Annotated in this window: 19 protein-coding genes and 1 pseudogene; 7 read left to right on the top strand and 13 right to left on the bottom strand. The window is 63.6% G+C overall.

The annotated features are described in order from the left end of the window. Positions 1 to 158 precede the first annotated feature (158 nt). The 7 genes from WAO18_RS14410 (at position 159) to WAO18_RS14380 (ending at position 6,704) form a co-directional block, all read left to right on the top strand. A complete protein-coding gene (locus tag WAO18_RS14410) occupies positions 159 to 785 on the top strand; it encodes a TetR/AcrR family transcriptional regulator (protein WP_422206935.1) in 627 nt (208 codons plus the stop codon). Between the two features lie 8 nt (positions 786 to 793). Beyond that, positions 794 to 1,447: an enoyl-CoA hydratase-related protein gene (locus WAO18_RS14405; RefSeq protein WP_422206939.1), complete on the top strand. Its 654-nt coding sequence runs from the start codon at positions 794 to 796 to the stop codon at positions 1,445 to 1,447. Between the two features lie 137 nt (positions 1,448 to 1,584). Further along, the gene (locus WAO18_RS14400; protein ID WP_422206934.1) at positions 1,585 to 3,045 is read left to right on the top strand and encodes an aldehyde dehydrogenase family protein; all 1,461 of its coding nucleotides are present in this window, start codon (positions 1,585 to 1,587) and stop codon (positions 3,043 to 3,045) included. A 27-nt stretch (positions 3,046 to 3,072) separates the two neighbouring features. Continuing rightward, on the top strand, positions 3,073 to 4,755 hold the full coding sequence (locus tag WAO18_RS14395) for a sulfatase-like hydrolase/transferase (RefSeq protein ID WP_422206933.1): 1,683 nt from the start codon (positions 3,073 to 3,075) through the stop codon (positions 4,753 to 4,755). Positions 4,756 to 4,807: 52 nt separating this feature from the next. Next, on the top strand, positions 4,808 to 5,527 hold the full coding sequence (locus tag WAO18_RS14390) for an MBL fold metallo-hydrolase (RefSeq protein WP_422206938.1): 720 nt from the start codon (positions 4,808 to 4,810) through the stop codon (positions 5,525 to 5,527). Positions 5,528 to 5,579: 52 nt separating this feature from the next. After that, positions 5,580 to 6,146 (top strand): hypothetical protein, encoded by a 567-nt coding sequence (locus tag WAO18_RS14385; protein ID WP_422206932.1) that lies wholly within the window; start codon positions 5,580 to 5,582, stop codon positions 6,144 to 6,146. A gap of 183 nt (positions 6,147 to 6,329) precedes the next feature. After that, the gene (locus tag WAO18_RS14380; RefSeq protein ID WP_422206931.1) at positions 6,330 to 6,704 is read left to right on the top strand and encodes a GlsB/YeaQ/YmgE family stress response membrane protein; all 375 of its coding nucleotides are present in this window, start codon (positions 6,330 to 6,332) and stop codon (positions 6,702 to 6,704) included. 135 nt (positions 6,705 to 6,839) lie between these two features. On the opposite strand, the gene WAO18_RS14375 is transcribed toward WAO18_RS14380, so the two are convergent. From WAO18_RS14375 to WAO18_RS14315, 13 genes and pseudogenes are all read right to left on the bottom strand, one after another. Next, positions 6,840 to 7,646 (bottom strand): emopamil-binding protein, encoded by an 807-nt coding sequence (locus WAO18_RS14375; RefSeq protein WP_422206930.1) that lies wholly within the window; start codon positions 7,644 to 7,646, stop codon positions 6,840 to 6,842. 47 nt (positions 7,647 to 7,693) lie between these two features. Further along, the gene (locus WAO18_RS14370) at positions 7,694 to 8,008 is read right to left on the bottom strand and encodes a hypothetical protein (protein WP_422206929.1); all 315 of its coding nucleotides are present in this window, start codon (positions 8,006 to 8,008) and stop codon (positions 7,694 to 7,696) included. Positions 8,009 to 8,036: 28 nt separating this feature from the next. Then, positions 8,037 to 8,882 carry a TauD/TfdA dioxygenase family protein gene (locus WAO18_RS14365; protein ID WP_422206928.1) on the bottom strand — a complete coding sequence of 282 codons (846 nt, stop codon included), beginning with the start codon at positions 8,880 to 8,882 and terminating at the stop codon, positions 8,037 to 8,039. A 49-nt stretch (positions 8,883 to 8,931) separates the two neighbouring features. Beyond that, on the bottom strand, positions 8,932 to 9,267 hold the full coding sequence (locus WAO18_RS14360) for a hypothetical protein (protein ID WP_422206927.1): 336 nt from the start codon (positions 9,265 to 9,267) through the stop codon (positions 8,932 to 8,934). A 2-nt stretch (positions 9,268 to 9,269) separates the two neighbouring features. Beyond that, a complete protein-coding gene (locus tag WAO18_RS14355) occupies positions 9,270 to 10,532 on the bottom strand; it encodes an aromatic ring-hydroxylating oxygenase subunit alpha (protein WP_422206926.1) in 1,263 nt (420 codons plus the stop codon). Between the two features lie 2 nt (positions 10,533 to 10,534). Beyond that, complete coding sequence (locus WAO18_RS14350; protein ID WP_422206925.1) at positions 10,535 to 11,278, bottom strand: SDR family NAD(P)-dependent oxidoreductase; 744 nt, start codon at positions 11,276 to 11,278, stop codon at positions 10,535 to 10,537. Positions 11,279 to 11,291: 13 nt separating this feature from the next. After that, positions 11,292 to 11,567 (bottom strand): annotated as a pseudogene (locus WAO18_RS14345) (2Fe-2S iron-sulfur cluster-binding protein); the annotation flags it as partial. 144 nt (positions 11,568 to 11,711) lie between these two features. Continuing rightward, the gene (locus tag WAO18_RS14340; protein ID WP_422206937.1) at positions 11,712 to 12,164 is read right to left on the bottom strand and encodes a MarR family winged helix-turn-helix transcriptional regulator; all 453 of its coding nucleotides are present in this window, start codon (positions 12,162 to 12,164) and stop codon (positions 11,712 to 11,714) included. Between the two features lie 115 nt (positions 12,165 to 12,279). Continuing rightward, positions 12,280 to 13,533 (bottom strand): amidohydrolase family protein, encoded by a 1,254-nt coding sequence (locus WAO18_RS14335; protein ID WP_422206924.1) that lies wholly within the window; start codon positions 13,531 to 13,533, stop codon positions 12,280 to 12,282. Continuing rightward, positions 13,530 to 13,859 carry a hypothetical protein gene (locus WAO18_RS14330; RefSeq protein ID WP_422206923.1) on the bottom strand — a complete coding sequence of 110 codons (330 nt, stop codon included), beginning with the start codon at positions 13,857 to 13,859 and terminating at the stop codon, positions 13,530 to 13,532. The genes WAO18_RS14335 and WAO18_RS14330 overlap by 4 nt, the downstream gene beginning before the upstream one ends. Further along, positions 13,859 to 15,133, bottom strand: a complete 1,275-nt coding sequence (locus WAO18_RS14325) for an aromatic ring-hydroxylating oxygenase subunit alpha (protein ID WP_422206922.1) — start codon at positions 15,131 to 15,133, stop codon at positions 13,859 to 13,861. The genes WAO18_RS14330 and WAO18_RS14325 overlap by 1 nt, the downstream gene beginning before the upstream one ends. A 197-nt stretch (positions 15,134 to 15,330) precedes the next feature. Further along, positions 15,331 to 15,984, bottom strand: a complete 654-nt coding sequence (locus WAO18_RS14320) for a DUF1345 domain-containing protein (RefSeq protein WP_422206921.1) — start codon at positions 15,982 to 15,984, stop codon at positions 15,331 to 15,333. A gap of 95 nt (positions 15,985 to 16,079) precedes the next feature. Further along, the gene (locus tag WAO18_RS14315) at positions 16,080 to 19,265 is read right to left on the bottom strand and encodes an AAA family ATPase (RefSeq protein ID WP_422206920.1); all 3,186 of its coding nucleotides are present in this window, start codon (positions 19,263 to 19,265) and stop codon (positions 16,080 to 16,082) included. Positions 19,266 to 19,337: the final 72 nt, after the last annotated feature.

Here is a 19,337-nt window from a genome sequence, read left to right as displayed (position 1 = left end):
ATCGCGGCGCTGGCGGCCGCCGTACCCGGCTTGATCGGCGGCTGGTTTCTGGTTCGTAATCGCGTTACGGCAGCGGCCGCCGCAGTTGCCGACCACACCAGCGATGTGCCGGATCTAGCGCCCGATTAACAGAGCAACCGCTCTGTTATTGTTTCTGGATGCCCCGCCCTCGCGTCTACGAGCCGGACCGGGTGCTGGACGCCGTCGAGACGTTAGCGGTGACATCCGGGCCCGCCGCGGTCACCATTCGTGCGATCAGCGCGACCGTCGGCCTGTCCAACGGCGCGCTCTACCACACGTTCGGCTCGCGGTCGGGCCTGATGGGCCGCGCCTGGTTACGGGCCGGGCGGCGATTCCTAACGGTGCAAAACGCCCTGGTCGATCAGGCCTTATCAACGACCGAGCCGGGCGCGCCCGTTGCGGCCGTGGTGGCCGCCGCTGACGCGCCGGTGGCCTTCGCCGAGCAGCATCCGGACTCCTCACACGTGCTGTGGGCGGTGTCCCGTGAGGAACTGCTGGATTCGGATCTGCCCGGCGACCTCGCCGCAGAGCTACGGGATCTGCACCGACTGCTGGTCGGCTTGATGATCCGGCTCGCGGTCAATCTTTGGGACCGCAAGGACGCGCAGGCCGTCGACACGATCACCACGTGCATCGTCGACCTGCCCACCGCAATCATGTTGCGCCGTGACCGTCTGACCAACCCGATGGCCCGCGAGCATCTGCGGGCATCGGTGCGTGCGGTTCTCGACGTCGGACCACCACCGGTAAAGAAAGGAAAGTAATCGTGGGAATCAGCTTGACCTACGAAGAGAAGATCGCCGTCCTCGACCTTGGTGACGACGAAAACCGTTTCTCGCCTGAGTTTCTCGACGAGGTCGATGCACGCCTTGACGAGCTGGTCGGTTCGGGCGCCCAGGGTCTGGTGACCACCGGCGGCGCCAAGTTCTACTCCAACGGCCTCGACCTGGATTGGCTGACCGCGCACGGCGATCAGACGACCTGGTACGTCGGCCGCGTGCAGGGCATGCTGGCCCGCTTCCTCACCCTGCCGGTCCCGACTGCGGCGGCCGTTGTCGGTCACGCGTTCGGCGCGGGCGCGATGCTGGCGCTGGCCCACGATTTCCGGGTGATGCGCGCCGACCGGGGCTACTTCTGCTTCCCCGAAGTGGACATCCGCATCCCGTTCACACCCGGAATGGCGGCGCTGATCCAGGCCAAACTCACGCCGCAGGCAGCGGTCGCGTCGATGACCACCGGACGCCGCTTCGGCGGCGATGACGCGGTGAACCTGGGCATTGTCGATTCCGTCGCGGGCGAGGGCGCGGTGACATCCGGGGCCGTCGACCTGCTGCGCCCGCTCGACGGCAAGGACCAGGGCACGCTGGGCGCGATCAAGCAAACGATGTTCGGCCCGGCCGCACAGGCGCTGACCGCCAGTAACTAAGAGCCACAGGCAATTAGCTTCTGGTGAAAAGCCTGGACATCGGAGTGGTGAGGCGCATAACGTACGCGTCGAGCGGCACTCTATTTTTATAGATCGGCCGTACCACGACCTCGCAGCGACGCGGGAAGGGATGACCGATGACAACGGTGCAGGCGGTACTCGACGAGATCCGCGATCGGCCCGGATCCGGTGACGTCATCCCGGTCTTCGACCCTTCCACCGAAGAGCAGATTGCCGAGTTCACCGACTGCGGCAACGATGCGGTCAACGAGGCCGTGGCGCGCGCGAAAGCCAGCGCCGAGTCCGGGATCTGGTCACAGAAGCCCGACTATGAGCGCGCCAAGATCCTGTGGCGCGCCGCCGAGTTGATCGACGAGAACGCCGAGCTTCTTGCCGAGCTCGAAATGCTCAACGGCGGAATGTATCCCGCTCAAGCGGAGATGCAGGTGAAGATCGGCGCCGAGTGGTTCCGTTACTACGCCGGCTGGTGCACCAAGATCGACGGCATCGCCCGCGACGTGAACACCGGCGGCTTGACGGGCGTCGACTCGCACATGCACACCTACACGCTGCGCGAGCCCTACGGGGTGGTCGGGCTCATCTTCCCGTGGAACGGCCCGGTGTTCAATTTCTGCGCCAAGCTCGCGCCGTCGCTGGCGGCGGGCTGCAACAGCGTGGTCAAACCTGCTGAGGAAACCCCACTTTCAGCACATGTCCTTATGCGCCTGCTGGCCGAGGCCGGGATTCCGGACGGGGTGGCGAATCTGGTGAACGGTTACGGGCACACCGTCGGCGCGGCGATCACCGCGCACCCCGACGTGGAAAAGGTCGCGTTCACCGGTTCGACCGAGGTCGGCCGGGCCATCGTGCACGCCTCGGCCGACAGCAACCTCAACAAGGTCACCCTCGAACTCGGCGGCAAGTCGCCGGTGCTGATCTTCGACGACGCGAAGCTGAAGAAGGCGATCCCGATGTCGGCGTTCGGCACGTTCGTTCACTCCGGGCAGGCTTGTGTGTGCGGCTCCCGCATTCTGGTGCAGCGCGGAGTCTACGACCAGGTTGTCGAGGGCATGGCGATGGTGGCGAACGCCATGAAGATGGGTGGGCCCAAAGAAGAGGGCACCATGAGCGGTCCGCTGATCAGCCAGAAGCAGCTCACCCGCGTGCTCGGTTACCTCGACCAGGGCAAGTCGGACGGCGCCGAAATCGTCACCGGAGGGCATCGACTCGACCGCAAGGGCTATTTCGTGCACCCGACCGTCGTCACCAACGTCGACCCGGATTCGAGCCGACTGTTCCAGGAGGAAATCTTCGGCCCGGTCGTCACGATCCTGCCCTTCGACGACGAGGACGAAGCCGTCGCGCTGGCCAACAACAGCACCTACGGGCTGGCGGCCACCGTGTGGACCAAAGACCTCGGCCGCTCCCACCGACTGGCCAAGCGGCTCAAGGCCGGAACCGTCGGGCTCAACTGCGCTTTCCCATACGACCACTCGATGCCGTTCGGTGGCTACAAACAGTCCGGCTGGGGGCATGAATCGGGCAAGGCCGGTATCGAGGGCTACCTGCAGACCAAGATCGTCTGGGCACAGATGTAGCAGCCGCGATCGGCTATAGATTGAGATATGGCTTCGATCACTCGGCGGACGGTCCTGACAGGTGCTGCGGCGACGACGAGCGCAGCCGCGCTCGGGTTCGGTGGATACGAGTTGCTGCGCAAACCTGGGCGCAGCGGATCGTCGATGGCCGGTGGTAACAAACCCAACATCCTGGTGATCGTCGTCGACCAGATGCGGGCACCACAGTGGTTCCCGGAACCCGCGAAGCTGAATGCGTTGCTGCCCAACATCGCTCGACTGGAGAAGAGCAGCGCATCGCTGCAGTCGCATTACACCGCCTCGAACATGTGCACGCCGTCACGCGGCGTGATGACCACCGGGCTGTACTCCCACCAGACCGGGTGCCTGTTCACCGGAGCGGGACCCAGCGAATCCAGCCTGGCGCCACAGTTTCCGACGTGGGGCACGCTTCTGCGCGAGCAGGGATACAAAACCTGGTGGTGGGGTAAGTGGCATCTTGGACATTCGGGCGATGTCAGCCCGGAAGGCCTTGAAGCGCATGGCTTTTCCGGTGGTACATTCCCGTCGCCCAACGGCGCGCCGCACCAGGGGCTCGACGAGGATCCCAATATCGTCAACCAATTCAACGGATGGTTCGACGGCCAGGCCGGCAGCGGGCCCTGGTGCACGACAGTCTCACTGGTAAATCCGCACGACATCTGCTGGTGGCCGAAAAACCCTCTGCCAGAAAATGTTCCGCACTGGTTCTCCGACGCGGCAGCCAACTTCGAGACGCCCGACGATCTACATCGACGAGGAAAGCCGAAACTTCAGATCGACTACGCCAACTTCATGTCGCCGCTGCTGACCGGCGCCCTGTCCTATTCGGGTCCCGACAGGTCAACCGGATGGGCGCGCTGCCTGGACATGTATCTGTGGTTGCAACAACAGGTCGACGCCCAAATCGGGCGTGTGCTCGACAAATTGGCGTCACGTCCGGAGATCGACCGGAACACCGTGGTGGTCTTCACTTCCGACCACGGCGAGTACGGCGGCTCGCATGGTCTGCGCGGCAAGGGCGCAGCGGCCTACGAAGAGTCGATCAGGGTGCCGCTCTACATTCGCGATCCGCACGGGCATCTCACGCCGAAGGCGGGCGACAGCCGGACTCAGCTCACCTCCAGCGTCGACCTGGCGCCGCTGCTGTTGACGATCGGAAACGGCGGAAACGGTTGGCGTTCCGACCCCCGGTACTCCTACCTGGCCGGGCGCGCGGACCTTGCCGCGATCGCCGGCGACGCGTCGGCGCCGGGCCGGCCATGGGTCGCGCACGTGACCGACGACATGTCGGTCGAAGAGATGGCCACGCTGTTGAAGTCGCCGGCTATGCGAGCAGTGTTCGGCATCAAGGAAATACCCACCAACATCCCTACATCGGCACCCACCCACATCGTTGCCGTCCGGACTCCCGAGGCGAAGCTGGCGATGTACTCGTATTGGAAGCCCGGCGGCATGGACGTCGACACGACGCGGCCGATCGACCGCGAACTCTATGACTACTCGACCCCGTCGGGCCGCCAGGAGATTGACAATCAGGCCGGTCGTAGCGCAAAGGAAGCGGCGCTGCAGGCGCTGATCGATCACCAGGTGATGGCCGAAGTGCGAGCGCCCCTGCCGCCGAGCCTCAATAACGCCCAGGAGCAAGGCCTGGCCGACATGCGGCAGCTGGTCGCCCTGCGCGGAGGCTGAACTCAGCCCCAAAGTCGAGTCCAAGGAGCACGATGTGCGAATGGACACGAGCATGCAGACGAGCGTCGATGAGATCGCAGACAAGGTCTTCCGGCTCTCGACCTGGGTCCCAGACATCAGCGAACACGGCTTCACGTTCAACCAGTTCCTGCTGACCGGCGACCAGCCGTTTCTGTTCCACTGCGGAATGCGGCAGCTTTTCCCGCTGGTCTCGGCGGCCATTGCAAAGGTGATCCGGTTGGAAGAACTGCGCTGGATCTCCTTCGCCCACGTCGAGGCCGACGAGTGCGGGGCAATGAACATGCTGCTGTCGGCGGCACCACACGCCGAGGTCATTCACAGCCCATTGGCCTGCATGCTTTCGCTGAACGATCTGTGCGACCGACCGCCGGTCACGGCAGCTATCGACTCGGGTGAAGCACACGATGTCGGAGGGCACCGATTACGGTTCATCGCCACCCCGCACGTGCCGCACAACTGGGAGAGCGGGCTCTGGTTCGACGAAACAACCTCTACGCTTATGGCCGGCGACTTGCTCACTCACACCGGTCGATGCCCCGCACTGACCGAATCCGATTGTGTGGCACCGGCTTTAGAGGCCGAAGGGTTATTTCATGCCACCGGCCTGTCCACTAACCTCGCGCCTACCTTGGAGCAGTTGGCGCAGCTAGCGCCGAGGACGCTGGCGCTGATGCACGGTGCGTCGTTCAGCGGTGACGGCGCCGCCCAGCTTCGTGGACTGTCCGACGGCTATGCGGCAATGGCCGGGTAACGGCGCGTCACTGCCGTCGCTTTCGTCACCTCTTGCGTACGCTTGATTTGCGATGTTTCCGCATGGGGTCAACACCACCAGGACAGCCGGTCAGCTGCTGGCTGGCCTGCTGCTGACCGCTGCCCTGATCAGCGGATGCAGCTCGCTCATCCACGGAAAGCCGGTGGCCTCGTCGGGCGCTGGACCGACCGAGCCGTCGTACCCGAAGGCCAAGCCGTCGATACCCTCGCCGGCCCCGTCGCGGTCCGCCCCGCCGAGCGCCAACCCGCCCGCCGGCGCGATACCGCTGCCTCCCGACCAGACCGGCCACGTGTTCATCGAGACCAAATCCGGTCAGACCCGCTGCCAGATCGACAGCGACAGCGTCGGCTGCGAGGCGCAGTTCACCAACTCGCCGATGCAGGACGGCGAACGTGCCAACGGCGTCAACATCACCGCGAGCGGCGACGTGCAATGGGTGCTGGGCAATCTCGGCGACATCCCCACGGTGACCATCGACTACCAGACTTACGACGCAGCGGGCTGGACGATCGCGGCCAGCGAGAGCGGCACCCGGTTCACCAACGAGCAAACCGGCCACGGCATGTTCGTCAGCGTCGAGAAGGTCGACGTCTTCTAGGCCGCCGATGCGGTTCAGCTCTGGCCGCCAATCGCAGACATTGCGCAATGCGCGAGCATGCCAACCGACCACCGAGGCGCCCAGAGCCGACTTGCTAAACATGTGTGTTACAAGCCCACCGGTTCGGGGAACCCACAGTCCGGGATGGCGTCCACTCCGGGCGCGGTAAGTAGAGGAGCTGTAATGATCGAATCAATAATCCTCGCCCTCATTGTGGGCGCGGTCATCGGTTTGGTGGCGCGCCTGGTCATGCCGGGTAAACAAGACATCAGCGTTGTTGTGACCGTTTTGATCGGGGCCCTGGGCGGCTTCATCGGCTCAGTAGTGGCGAACCAGTTCGGGTACCACAATGCCAACGGTGGAATCGCTTGGATACCGTTCTTCATCGGAGTCGTTGCGGCCGTCGCGCTCATCGCGGTCTACGAATCCGTGATGGGCCGGCGCACTGGCCTGATGGGCCGGCGCACTGGCCTGATGGGTCGGCGCGGCAGCCTGATGGGTCGGCGGGGCGGCACCGGTCTCACAGGTCGGCGTGGCCATACCAGATTGCCTTGGTAACCCGCATACGCGAAACCAATATTAGGCCGCTTCCCGCTGCTGAGAGCCATCACAGCTTAAGTTTGCAAACGCCCTGAGAGTCTGGTCGGCGTCGAGAAGGTCGGCGCCTTCTAGGCGTAGTTCAGATTCGGCGGCCTATACCGGTGCATTTCGTTGGTGCGAAACGGGTTCGGCCGTAGCGCCGGCGAAAGCCTGAGTTCCTGCCTGGCGCGTCAGATGGTCAACGAGGTAGTAGATCGCGTAGAGCACGAAATAGGGCAGGATCAGGTAGGGCACATTTTCGCCAATGAACTTGAACCACAGGCCAAATGCACCCTGCTCGATGTCGTTGAAGCCGGCTCGGATCTCGGCGATGTAGTAGGCGGTGGTGCCGGTGATGAGGACCGCGACACCAAAGAACGACAGCCACAAACAGCGGATACGTTTCTCATCGGGAAGATCCTGACGCAGCATCCGTAGCCAAGCCCAAAACAGCAGACCTCCGACGAGAACGGCGCCGAACTCGAGGCCGAAGATGAACGCGTCGTCGCTGCGGTAGCGGGTGTCGGCCAGCCCGTACTGCCACCAGAGCCATCGCCAGCCGGGATCGGTTGTGGGTAGCCAGAGGTTGAACGGGTGGCCGATGAGAAACGGCAACTCGTAGGTCAGTTGGCTCCCCGCGGTCAGCGGGATGTAGACCATCACCAACTCAGCGGCCAGCGCCAGCCGGGATCGGTTCTCGCCCGGCGCTTTCCACAGCAGCACGAGCGGCAGGACCATGACGGGTATGCCGAAGATGAGGTTGGCGACAATGTCGACCGTCCTGGTCGGCGCGACGAGGCCGGTGCCGACGGCGGCGGTCATGAAGACGAACACCGCTCCGACGAACGAGAGCATGGTGGCGTAGATCTTCAACCTGTGCGGCGCGATCGGCCGGGCCAGATCGGGGTGGGTGGGCTCCATTGCATCACCTCTGCGTTGCGTGGTCGACGTTGGATCAGTGTGGTGGGTCACGCGGTGGCTTCGCCCACGAAGGTCAAATAACGCTGGACGGGCGGGGGGTCCATCAGCACCGCAACGGGTTTGGACATCTGTCCGGCCTGCACCGCGGCCTTGAGGTTCGCCCGCGCGGTGTCGATATCGCTGTCTATCTCGTAGAGGGTGATAAAAGATTCACCATCGTCGGTCTGCCAGCGTCGCGCCGAGACGAAACCGTCGACGCCGAGCATTTCGGGGAGATGCGTTCTCTCGTGCCATGCGTGGTACTCGTCGGCCTGTTCCGGTGACGCGGGCTGGCTTTCAACAAACAGCAGCGCTTTGGGCACGGGCTTGTTCCTTTACTGTGGGAGTTGGCTATTCGATCGGCTCGTCACCGAGCACAGTGGTGCGCAGCATCTCGCGCTGCGAGTCGGGGTCGTAGGGAGCGGCGCGGTGCAGCACCCCGCGGTTGTCCCAGATGACGGTGTCGCCGATCGACCAAGAGTGGCTGTAGATCTTCTCGGACTGGGTGGCCCGCGCCAGCAGCTCGTCGAGCAGCGCGCGTCCTTCCTCGAGATCCATGCCGACGACGTAGTCGGCGGATGCGCCAAGCACCAGCGACTTTCGGCCGCTGCGGTGAGTCCACACCAACGGATGCTCGTGGGTGCGCCGGGCTCGCCAGCGATCCACCTGCTCGGGTGTGGGGTCGGGATACACGCGGCGCTGGGATGCTTCCAGTGAATGCACGACCCGCAGCGCGCCGACACGCTGCTTCTCCTGTTCAGTGAGGGCGTCGTAGGCGGTGTAGGAGTTGGCGAATTCAGTTTCGCCGCCCCATTCAGCGACCTGGACCGCCGAGAGCACGGTGGCCTTCTGGGGGCATTCCTCGCCGAGCGGTGTGCAGCCGTCGATATGCCAGTCGAACGTGGCTTTCAAGTAGGCCGCCGACGCGTTCTTATTCTTGTTCAGGGTGATTGGGTAAATGCCCGGCACCGGGTGGTGGCCGTCAGATGAGTGATCGATCGCGCCCAGGCGCCGACAGAACGCAACCTGGGCTTGCGGGTCAAGCCGCAAGTCGCGGAATACCAGAACACCGTTGTCTTCCAACGCATCCAGCACGGTCGCACCGACCGAATCATCGTTTGCCAACGCTGTCGGCTGCAGGCCGGCTACCTCGGCACCCACCGAGTCGGTGAGCTTGGTAATGGTAAGCAGGCTCATTGTCGCGCCTTTCGGAATGAGGATTGATGTCGGGACAGGGGCGATGCGGTCAGGGCACCGGCCCGCCGGTGCGGATCATCACCGCGTCGGCGGCGTCGACGGGCGCGGGCTGATGCATGATCTCGACCGCCATAGCCACCAGGATCAGCGAATAGATCATGTGCAGTAGGTGCAGTACATCGTCGGGCAGGTTATCGAGGGGAAACTTGTCGCAATAGTCGATAGCTTCTTCCAGCCGGGGAAAGAACGCGTCGTAAAACGCGTGCAGCTCGAGCATTGATGCGTTGACCCGGGCGTCCCAGCGTTCGGTTTCTGTGGCCAGACACCACCTCGGCGCGAATTCCTCGAGTTCGGCGAATGCACTGGGCAGCATGGCTTCTGGCATACTCACACTCCCGCCGATGCGTGTTCTTGGCGGTAGGCCTCAACCCAGTCGACGACGACCTTGTGCAGGTGGCGCACCAAGATCTCCTGGTCGCTGAGCGGGAAGTCGTCGACGATGCCGTATTCGAGGGCGGCCTGGGTACCGCCGAGCATGCCGGCGTCTTGCAACGCAAACTCTTTGAGCACCACCGAGGCGACTTCATGTTCGATGCGTTCCCGCACGGTCCGCGCCGGGTGATAGTACGTGTACGCCTCGAACCGATGGGTGTTGTGTGAGGTCGGCCAGTAGCGGTACAGCAGGTACCAGCCCCCGTAGATCAGGATCTCGGTGTTGGGGAAGATCTGGAAATTGCTGATGCCCCAGGGCTCGATGCCGCCGGGGTTGAGTCCGGGCGGAAGGTCGCCGATATCTGGGGTTCGCCAGGGGCCTACCAGCCCGCTGCGGGTGGCGCGCTCTATCGGATACATGTATTCGGGAGGTAGCAGCCAACGCCGCCGGCCCGCGGTGGACACCAGCCGGTGCGGGCCGTCGAGTTGGAAATGGCCACAGGTGAATCCGGCGCCGGGCTCGCGCACCTCGGCGGGCACTTGCTGGGAGTGCAGCGACGGGACGTGGTAATACTCCTGGAAGGCGTCGGCGAAGATCTTCCAGTTGCTGTTGTTGTGGGCCACCCAGTCATAGCGTTCGGTCAGTTTGTCGAACGGATATCCGTCGAGCCCGGTGAGCATCGGTCCGAGGAACTCGCGAAGGCTTTGGCGCGGCTGGTCATCAAAGTTGATGAAAACGAAGCCATTCCATATGTCACACGGTAACGACCGCAGCCCGTAGTAAGCCGGATCGAGGTCGAAGAACTCCGACTCCTGCTGGATGAATTTCAGCGCACCCGTGAGGTCGTAGCGCCAGCCGTGGTACTTGCAGGTGAACTGACGGCATGTTCCACGGGTCTCGTCGCCGGGAAAGTCGTTCCACACCAACTTGTTTCCGCGGTGGCGGCACACGTTGTAGAACGCCCGGATCTGGTCGTCCTTGCCACGCACCAGGATCACCGAAGCACCGACTACTTCGATCTCTTTGGTCAGATAGCTCCCGGCCCGCGGCAGCTCCTCGACCCGTGCGACGTTGAGCCAGGCCCGCTTGAAGATCGCCTCGCGCTCCAGATCGTAGAACTCCTGTGATGTCGAGTCCCTGAACGAGACGGGCCCGGTTCCCAGCTCGGGGTAATGCTCGGTCCACGAGCCTTCGGAGGGCCTTCCTGGTCGGGTCATAATCACATCACCGCGCCGCCGTTGACGCCGAGTGTTTGGCCGGTGATGAAGCGCGCCTCTTCTGAGCACAAGAATCCAACCGCGGCCGCTACGTCGGCGCCGGTGCCCAGGTAGCCCAACGGGATGTTGGCGGCCATCTGCTCGTTGGAGGGCAGATATCCCGCGGCCTGACCCTGGTGCTGCATCGGGGTTTCGATCCCTGAGGGCGGGATGTTGTTCACAGTGATTCCGTGCTCGGCGTACTCACGGGCCAGCGACTTGGTCAAGGTGATCACCGCCCCCTTGGACGCCGCGTAGTGGGCAGCGAACGGAGACCCTCGCTGCGCACTCGAAGAGGAGATCATCACGATCCTGCCCCACTGCGCGTGCACCATGTCCGGCAACGCGACCTGGCAACAGTGAAAGGTGCCGGTCAGGTTGACATCGATGATCCGCGACCAGGATTCGATGCTGATATCCGCGAAGGGCGAAAAGTCGAACATGCCGGCGCTGGTCACCAGAACCGCCACCGACCCCAGTTCGCTGCGCACCTTGGCGAAGGCATGCTCCACCGCGGCCCGATCGGTGACGTCCACGCCCAGCCCGAGTGCGGTGACACCGTCAGCGCGCAGGTCGTCGGTGACGCGTTGCGCGGCAGCCTCATTGACATCGAGGACTGCCAATTTCAGGCCTCGGCGGCCTAATTCGTGGCAGGTCGCCTCGCCCATTCCCGATGCGCCGCCGGTAACTACCGCGACTTTGTTCATCGTTTGCGCTCGTTCACTCATATACCACCCGCATCGTGCGACTAGTGGGCATTGCCTGACATGTCAGCACCCAGCCCTCGGCCACCTCGTCCTCCTCCAGCGCCTCGTTGTTGAGCATCCGCGCGCTGCCTTGGGTGACGCGGGCCATACACGTTGCGCACGAGCCGGTTTCACACGACGACGGCGCCTGCAGCCCGGCCATCCGAGCCGTCTGCAGGACTGTGTTGCCCGGGAAGTACTCCGCGACCGTAGTGCGCCCGTCGAGCACGATCGTGACTTCGTCGGGCGTGGTTTCGCCGGCACCCGCGACCGTGCCGATGGCCGTCGCCGAGCCGATTTGCGTGGCCGCGCGGTTGTCGTTCATCTCCCCCAGAGTATCAACTACTTGCGACTGATCTCAAGTACTGGATATTGGCAGGCGAGGCGAGCGCCGTCAGCCCTCGATGTGATCGTTGAACAGTTCGTGGCCGGTGCCTTTTTCGACGACGCGGCCGAGGAGTTCGCGCAGCGTCTGCTGCTCGTGGTCGGTGAGCACCCCGAACACATCTTGGTGTGCTGCGATCGCATCGCTGACGACGGTGTCGGCCACGGCGCGGCCTTCACCGGTCAGGTAGGCCTGCAGGATGCGCGCGTGCTGGGGATCTTGCTTCCGTTCGAGGAGCCCGCGCCGCTCCAAGGCGGTGAGCGCAAGCTGCACGCCCTGCGGGCTGATCAATAGGCGCCGGGCCAATTCAGCGCCGGACAAGCCGGGTTCGTTGGCGAGTTGGCGCAACACACCGATCTGAGCGGTGCTGACGCCGTGGATTTTCATGGCGTCGTTGATGGTGGTCAGCGAGTAGTAGAAGGCCTGCTTGAGTAGCCAGAGGATGTTGTCGGTGAGTTCCATGCCCGCCTCGGTGCCTGCTTTCGGCCTTGGCTTGCGTGGTCGCTGATCAGCCACGACTCGACGTTATCGCATGTCGCGGCCCGCAGCGGGTGCACGCTGCGCGATGAGTCCGCTGCTACGCGTTGGGCGACTTGTAGATCTGGCCATTTTTCATCACAAAGCAGACATCGAGGGTGGCGTCGATGTCGGTGAACGGATCGCCGGGCACGGCGATGATGTCGGCGAGGTAACCGGGTGCGAGCTGACCCAATTCGCCGTCGGCCTCGATGAGTTCGGCGGCCACCATGGTGGCTGCTTTGATCGCTTGAGCCGGCGTCATCCCGCGTTGCACCAACGCGCCGAGCTCTTTGGCGTTTTCGCCGTGCGGGATGGCCGGCGCGTCGGTACCGCACGCGATCCGTACTCCTGCCGCAATCGCTTTGGGCAGCATGGCTTTCGCGCGGGGGAACACCTCGAGTGCTTTTTTCCGCAGTTCCGGGGCGATGCGGTCCACGGCCATGGCATCGGTCAGATAGGTGGTCGACACCAGGAAAGTGCCGTGGTCGACCATCATCTGAATGGTGTCGTCGCTGGCCAAAAAGCCGTGCTCGATGCAGTCGATTCCCGCACGGATGCAGGCCCGAATAGCGCTGTCGCCCACGGCATGTGCTGCCACCCGTACTCCGGCGCGATGGGCTTCATCAGCGATCGCGGCAAACTCGGCATCGGAATACTGCTGGGCACCCGGCGCGGTGCTGTGCGACATCACACCACCGGACGCTGACACCTTGATCAGCTTGGCGCCGTGGCGGACTTGGTAACGCACGCAGGCGATCACGTCCGGCACACCATTGGCAATGCCCTCAGCGACCGACAGCGGCATGATCCCGGGAGCCAGCCGCTGAAACACCGTCGGATCCAGATGCCCGCCGTAAGGGGTGACGGCATGACCGGCGGGATAGACCCGGGGCCCCACATGCCAGCCCTGGTCGATGGCGCGCTGCAGCGCCACGTCGAGCAGGTAGCCGCCCGTCTTGACCATGAGGCCGAGATTGCGCACGGTAGTGAAGCCGGCCTCCAGCGTGGTGCGTGCGTTGACCGCGCCCCGCAGGGTGCGATAAGCGGGGTCGTCCTGGACACCGTGCATGGGCGCCGGCAAGCCCTCCGGGCCGCCGGGCCCGCCGATGAGCAGGTTCAATTCCATGTCCATCAGGCCCGGTAGCAGCGTCACGTCTCCGAGGTTGACGACCTGGGCCGAATCCGGCAGCGGCGCTTCGGGATTGATCGCGGCGATGCGGTCGCCGTCGATCACCACGACTGCCGGCGTGCGTATCTCACCGGCGGCGACATCAGCCCACCGCGCCGCCCGCAGAACGGTCAAATCGCTCACGGAACGGGCTCGGACACGCAGTCGAGAGTCGAGGCGCCCGAGTCGGGCACCCGGGGCTGTTTCCAACACTCGACCGGAAACGACACCATGATCATCGAATACAGCAAATGCATCAGGTTCTGCACGTCGTCGGGCAGGTCGTCGAGAGGGAACTTGTCGCAAAAGCTCAGTGCCTCTTCAGCGCGGGGGGTGATGGCGTCGTAGAACGCTTTCATCTCGACCATGGAACTGGCCAGCCTCTTGGCATAGCGCTCCGGCTCGCTGGCCAAGCACCACTGCGTGAACGGCTCGAGATCGGCGAATTCGTCAGGCAGCATCCCAGACATCACTGCCCCACTCCCGCCGCCGACATCCGGCGGTAGTCCTCGATCCACGCAGCGGTTTCCTTATGCAGATGGCGCAGCAGGATCTCCTGGTCATTGAGCAAGAACGTGTCGATCACCCGCGACTCGATCATGGTTTGAGTTGCTTCGAGCGTGTTGGCATCCTGCAGCCCATATTCCTTGAATGACACCGCCGCCAGTTCCTGCGCTACCCGTTCGCGCGGTGTGCGTGGTGCCGGGAAATACAGCGTGCCCTCAAAGATGTGGGAGTTATAGGACGTCGGCCAATAGTGGTAGGTCAGATACCAGCCTTGGCCCCAGAACAGGATGACGAAGTTGGGGAAGAGCTGGAATGAATCCAGCCCCCACGGATCGCATTTCGCCGGGTTGAGTCCGTCGGGCATCGGCCCTAAGTCAGGTTTGTCCCACGGCCCGAATAGTCCGCTCTGGCAGATGTCCTCGATCGGTTTGCGCATCTCGGCGGCCATCTCCCAGGGCCGCACTCCCGACGTGCTGACCAGACGGTGCGGGCCGTCCAGACGATAGTGCGGCGCTTCAAATCCGGCCTCGGCGGCGGCTTTTGAATACGCCGTCGGCGACTGGTTCGCGTGCAGCACCGGTGCGTGATAGAACTCCTGGAACGCGTCCATGTAGAGCTTCCAGTTGGCCTTGACTTCCGAGCGGTAGCACCAGCGCGAGGCCATCTTGTCGAAGGGGTAGCCCTCCAACGAAGTGACCATCGGCCCGAGGAACTCCCTCAAGGATTGCTCAGGGGCCTTGGCGAAGTTGACGAAGATGAACCCTTCCCACACCTCGCAGTGCACCGTTACCAGGCCATATCGGCTCTTGTCGAGGTCGAAGAATTCTTCCTCTTGCTGGACGAAGGTGAGGTTGCCGTCCAGGTCGTACCGCCAGGCGTGGTATTTGCAGGTGAACTGCCGACACACCCCGCGGGTTTCTTCCAGCGGCATGTCGTTCCAGACCAACTTGTTGCCGCGATGCCGGCACACATTGTGGTAAGCCTTGATTTCACCAGATCCTGTGCGCACCAGAATGATTGATGTGTTGGCTACCTTCAGCTCCTTGGTGAAGTAGCTGCCCTTGCGCGGGAGCTGTTCAACCCGGCCGACATTGAGCCAGGCGCGCTTGAAGATGGCGTCGCGCTCCAAGCTGTAGATCTCCGGACTGATCGAATCCTCGTAGGAAACCGGTCCGGTGCCGAGGTCGGGATAATGCTGGGTCCAGCTGCCCTCCGGCGGCTTAGGGAATCGAGGCATGGCAGTTCCTTCTGCAGTCGGCCGTCACGGAGGCCCGGTGATCGGCGGCGCAGGTGGCCACCCTTTACGTGAAACAACTACCTGCGCACCATCTTCAGTGGACCCGAGGACTCCGTTGTTCCCGACGGTATAGCCTGAACTCATCAATAGCAAGTAGTTGATACACGTCGCCGGATTACGAGAATGCCGACCCAGATTCAGATTCGGGAGCCGAGCCCCGCGATCAAGTTGATCGTGACCGCCAGCACCACCGCGCCAAGCAGATACGACAGCAGCGCGTGACGCAGCACCGTCGCCCTGATATTGCTCAATCCGATCTCGGTGTCTGAGACCTGAAACGTCATCCCGACGGTGTAGGCGAGATAAGCGAAATCCCGGAAGCGCGGCGGGTTCGGGTCGTGAAAGTTGATGCCGCCCGGCTCGCCCGAATAGTAGAGCCGCGCGTAGTGCACCGTGAAAAGCGAGTGCACCGCAAACCAGGACGCGGCGACGGTCAAGATCCCGACGATGGCGGCTTCGAGTGCGCCGGTGCCGGACAACTTCGATCCGGCCGCGACCACGTAACCGACCCCGCCGAGGCTTGCGATGCTCGCGGTCAGTATGACCACATCGGCGACCCACCGGGTCGGGTCCTCCCGCGTCACCCATCGACACGTCTGCTCGGCATCCATTCCGCTGAGGATCTGCCGCGTCCACACCACGTACAGCGTGGCAGCGGCCACCCAACCGGCAAGTGCGAATCGCCAACCGGCGGTGTTGCCCACCACCAGAGCAACCACGACTCCGAGCGCCACCGACACCAAGATCCGGACCGCGACGGTGTCGCGGAAAAACTTCGCCAGGGAATTCACAACGCTGACCTAACCACCAATGCGGGTCGTCCAGAGGTAAACATCGAGCATGTCGATACCTGCTGAGCGTGCGGACCCAGGCGGCCCGACTGCCTTCACGGCATCGCCTCGGCATATTTCATGTGCCCCTCGAAACCCAACTTGGTCGCCGTCTCGCGGTACCGATCTCGGAGGTCCCGGTAGGCAACCTCATCGCACCGCGAACGCGCCAGCAGTGCCCGCAGCCGCAGCAGTACGACATCTCGGAGAACAATCCCTGGCTCCATCGGCGCTACCGCCAACCGATCGGTCGCCGCCCCTGCTTCCTCGAGATCTCCGGGGGCGCCGCGTTGCAGCAGTGCATCCACCAACACCGCGGTGGTCACCGGGATCCACACCAATCCACCCTCATCGAACAAATTTTCCGCCGTCGCCCGGGCCAATTCGATGGCACCATTCAGGTCTCCCGACATCAGCCGTTCCTGCGCTAAGACGACGTCTATCGTCTGTATCCCGGTCATGGAGTATCGACGCTGTACCGCATTGTCACGCGTTTCCAAAAGGAGTTCCACGGCGAGCTCGCGGGAAGTGCCGTCGCCTTGCACCAACGCGACAGCTCGGTTGCATCGAGCAAGGCCGAGCGCCACATCCTCGCCGGATTGCTCTGCAAGCGTCAAGCTTTCGGCGGTTTCGCGCAGCGTCGTCTCGTCGGGCAGGGCCATTCCGTTGATCGTGGCAGCGATATCCGCGTGAAACATCGCACCTGTGCGCGTCACTGCCTCGAATGGGCTGGCCATGGTGACCGCCTGACGGAAGTCATCTTTCGCGCCGCGGATACCCAGGTACGAACGCGCAAGGCCCCGCAGCGCGATAGCAAGCGCCAAGGGGGAGCCCGACTGTAAGGTTCCCCCCATCGTGGGGTCCCCACGGGCAAGGTCAATGATCCGCTCTGCGAATCGTAGGACTTCAGAAATCTCGGCTGTCTCGTGCTTGACGGACGCTGCGGCACCGAGCACCGCGATGGTCAAGGTCGGATCACCGATTGACTCGAGCAAGCGAGCGTGTTCCGTCGCGAGTTGCGAGGCCTCGCGGCGGCGAGCATTGAAAAACAGCTCCAGCACGCGCCCAGCCATGCCGATCGCCAACGATCGCTCGTCACCTGCCGCGATGCATAATTCACGCAGTTCGTCGAAACCCGAATCGACGCGGGTACCGCTCGAGCGAACTACCGTCGCGCACAACAGCGTCCGCGGCGCAATACGCATCCTCACCCGATCCGGTTCATCCTGCGGCAGTCGATCGGCGACCGACTGCGCGTTGCGCCAGCTGGTGTGCGCGGCCGTGTTGTCGCGATTGTTCAACCACGCCCCTGCGCGCATGTGCCACTCGAACGCCGCGCGCAGATCGCCGGCGGCCTCATAATGCTGAGCGATCAGTGACGCCTTCTCGTCCGTTTGCTCGATCGTGGTGGCCAGTCGGCGATGCAGTTGTGCGCGGTCCGATCGCAGCTGAGATTCATAGGCCACCGAGCGGATCATCGGGTGGCGGAACGCGTACACCACCCGCGGCGAAAACCTCACTTGGTCAACGAGTTCCGCTTCCATCAGGTGGCCCACATCCACGTCGTCATGCAGCGCCTTCAGCGTCTGGTCGTCGAACACGGTCCCGATGACAGATGCCGCATTCAACGTTCGTTTGGCGGCCGGCACAAGTCGGTCGATGCGGGCACCGATCGTCGCCTGAAGGGTGGCGGGCACGCTTGCGTCAACAGTGAGGTTGCGCAATCGGTACGAGCCGAGCTCGCCGTCAAGCACGCCACGCTCTGCGAGGTCGCGGACCATCTCCTCGGCGAAGAACGGGTTTCCGGCGGCGCGCTCCGCGACGGTCGCCGCCAATGACGCAACCGAAGGATCGGCGCCCAGCAATTCCTCGGCCAAATCTGCGGCATCCGCATCGCTGAGTGGACGAAGCGCTATGGCTTGCGCGCCCGATATCCGGGTCAACGCTCCGCGGTACTCCGGTCGATAGGTGATCAGAGACACCGACGGTGTTCGCGGGATCACCGCCAGGAAGTCGACCAGTATCGATTCGCTGACCTCATCGATCCACTGCACATCTTCGATCAGGTAGAGCGCCGGATCGCCGCGATCGAGCGACGCGGAGTTGATGAGAGCCGTTAATCGCCGACGCCGCGCGTCGGCCGCGATCTCGGGCAACGCGTCACCGGCATCGCGAATACCCAGCAGATCCTCAAGCAGGACAAGGTCTTCCGGATCCGCATCGCGAAAGCGGTTACGTATCTGCGCCCGAGCGGCTTCAGCGCCGAGATCGGTGGTCTGGGTACCTGCCCGAAGCAACCGGGCTAACGCGTGAAAGGGAATGTCGCGGGCGTGCGATTCGCAGTGAATTATCATGACCTCTACTCCGCGGGCAGCCGCGATCGAGGCAGCTTCGCGAACCAGGCGGCTCTTGCCAATGCCGGATGGTCCTATGACATTGACGATGCAGCCGGCACCATTTACCGCTTCGTCAAGAATTGCAGCAAGGGTGTTGAGTTCCCATCGCCGACCGACCAATGTTGGCTCACTGCGACGTCGCGGCTGATGATCGGCGATAGCCAGCAGCCGACGCGTCGCGACAGGATCAACCGCTCCTTTGATCCCTACCATCTCCGGATCGCCAAGGACCACCGCGTGCTCGGCCAATCGGGCAGTCGACTCACTGAGCATCACCCCGCCCGGCGGCGCGATCGATTCCATCCGTTGGGCCATCCCAACCTGCTCGCCGATGCTGGTGTAACCGAAAGGCCCGGAACCGATTTCACCGGCGATCACCTGACCAGAGTTCAGTCCGACCCGCAGCCCCAGCTGCACACCATCGCGGTTTTGGACACCGACGGCAAGTTGCTGTGCCTCCGCCTGAATCCCCAAACCCGCCAGGCAGGCACGAATCGCATGGTCCTCCAACGCCACCGGCGCTCCGAACACCGCCATGATCCCGTCGCCGGTGAACTTGTCGACGGTGCCGCCATAGCGCTGCACGACCGCGGCGCAGCGGTCGGCCAGGTCGGCCATAATCTCGCGCAACCGCTCCGCACCGACCGCAGCCGCGATGTCCATGGAGTGCACCACGTCGGCGAAGAGAACCGTCACCTGTTTGTACTCCGCCGATTGGCGGGCCTTCGCGAGTTGCGCACCGCACTGTCCGCAGAAGTTGGCGGCCGGGCTTGACTGCGCGCCGCACGAGCCGCAGATCCGCGGGGCCGTGTTCAGCCCAACGCCACCATCGCCGCCGGGATCCACGTCCGTATCGTTTCACTGCTGATCAGCGGTGTCCGGTATATCGCCGAGCCATCTTCAAAGCGGTTGTCCCCG

The organism is Mycobacterium sp. (assembly GCF_049278535.1).
In the GTDB taxonomy this organism is placed as follows: domain Bacteria; phylum Actinomycetota; class Actinomycetes; order Mycobacteriales; family Mycobacteriaceae; genus Mycobacterium.
This window is presented reverse-complemented; position numbering and strand designations above follow the sequence as displayed.

Coding starts and splice junctions, on each gene's coding strand:
- WAO18_RS14410 (WP_422206935.1), top strand. CDS start 159: ATGCCCCGCCCTCGCGTCTACGAGCCGGACCGGGTGCTGGACGCCGTC.
- WAO18_RS14400 (WP_422206934.1), top strand. CDS start 1,585: ATGACAACGGTGCAGGCGGTACTCGACGAGATCCGCGATCGGCCCGGA.
- WAO18_RS14395 (WP_422206933.1), top strand. CDS start 3,073: ATGGCTTCGATCACTCGGCGGACGGTCCTGACAGGTGCTGCGGCGACG.
- WAO18_RS14390 (WP_422206938.1), top strand. CDS start 4,808: ATGCAGACGAGCGTCGATGAGATCGCAGACAAGGTCTTCCGGCTCTCG.
- WAO18_RS14385 (WP_422206932.1), top strand. CDS start 5,580: ATGTTTCCGCATGGGGTCAACACCACCAGGACAGCCGGTCAGCTGCTG.
- WAO18_RS14380 (WP_422206931.1), top strand. CDS start 6,330: ATGATCGAATCAATAATCCTCGCCCTCATTGTGGGCGCGGTCATCGGT.
- WAO18_RS14375 (WP_422206930.1), bottom strand. CDS start 7,646: ATGGAGCCCACCCACCCCGATCTGGCCCGGCCGATCGCGCCGCACAGG.
- WAO18_RS14365 (WP_422206928.1), bottom strand. CDS start 8,882: ATGAGCCTGCTTACCATTACCAAGCTCACCGACTCGGTGGGTGCCGAG.
- WAO18_RS14360 (WP_422206927.1), bottom strand. CDS start 9,267: ATGCCAGAAGCCATGCTGCCCAGTGCATTCGCCGAACTCGAGGAATTC.
- WAO18_RS14355 (WP_422206926.1), bottom strand. CDS start 10,532: ATGACCCGACCAGGAAGGCCCTCCGAAGGCTCGTGGACCGAGCATTAC.
- WAO18_RS14350 (WP_422206925.1), bottom strand. CDS start 11,278: ATGAACAAAGTCGCGGTAGTTACCGGCGGCGCATCGGGAATGGGCGAG.
- WAO18_RS14340 (WP_422206937.1), bottom strand. CDS start 12,164: ATGGAACTCACCGACAACATCCTCTGGCTACTCAAGCAGGCCTTCTAC.
- WAO18_RS14330 (WP_422206923.1), bottom strand. CDS start 13,859: ATGTCTGGGATGCTGCCTGACGAATTCGCCGATCTCGAGCCGTTCACG.
- WAO18_RS14325 (WP_422206922.1), bottom strand. CDS start 15,133: ATGCCTCGATTCCCTAAGCCGCCGGAGGGCAGCTGGACCCAGCATTAT.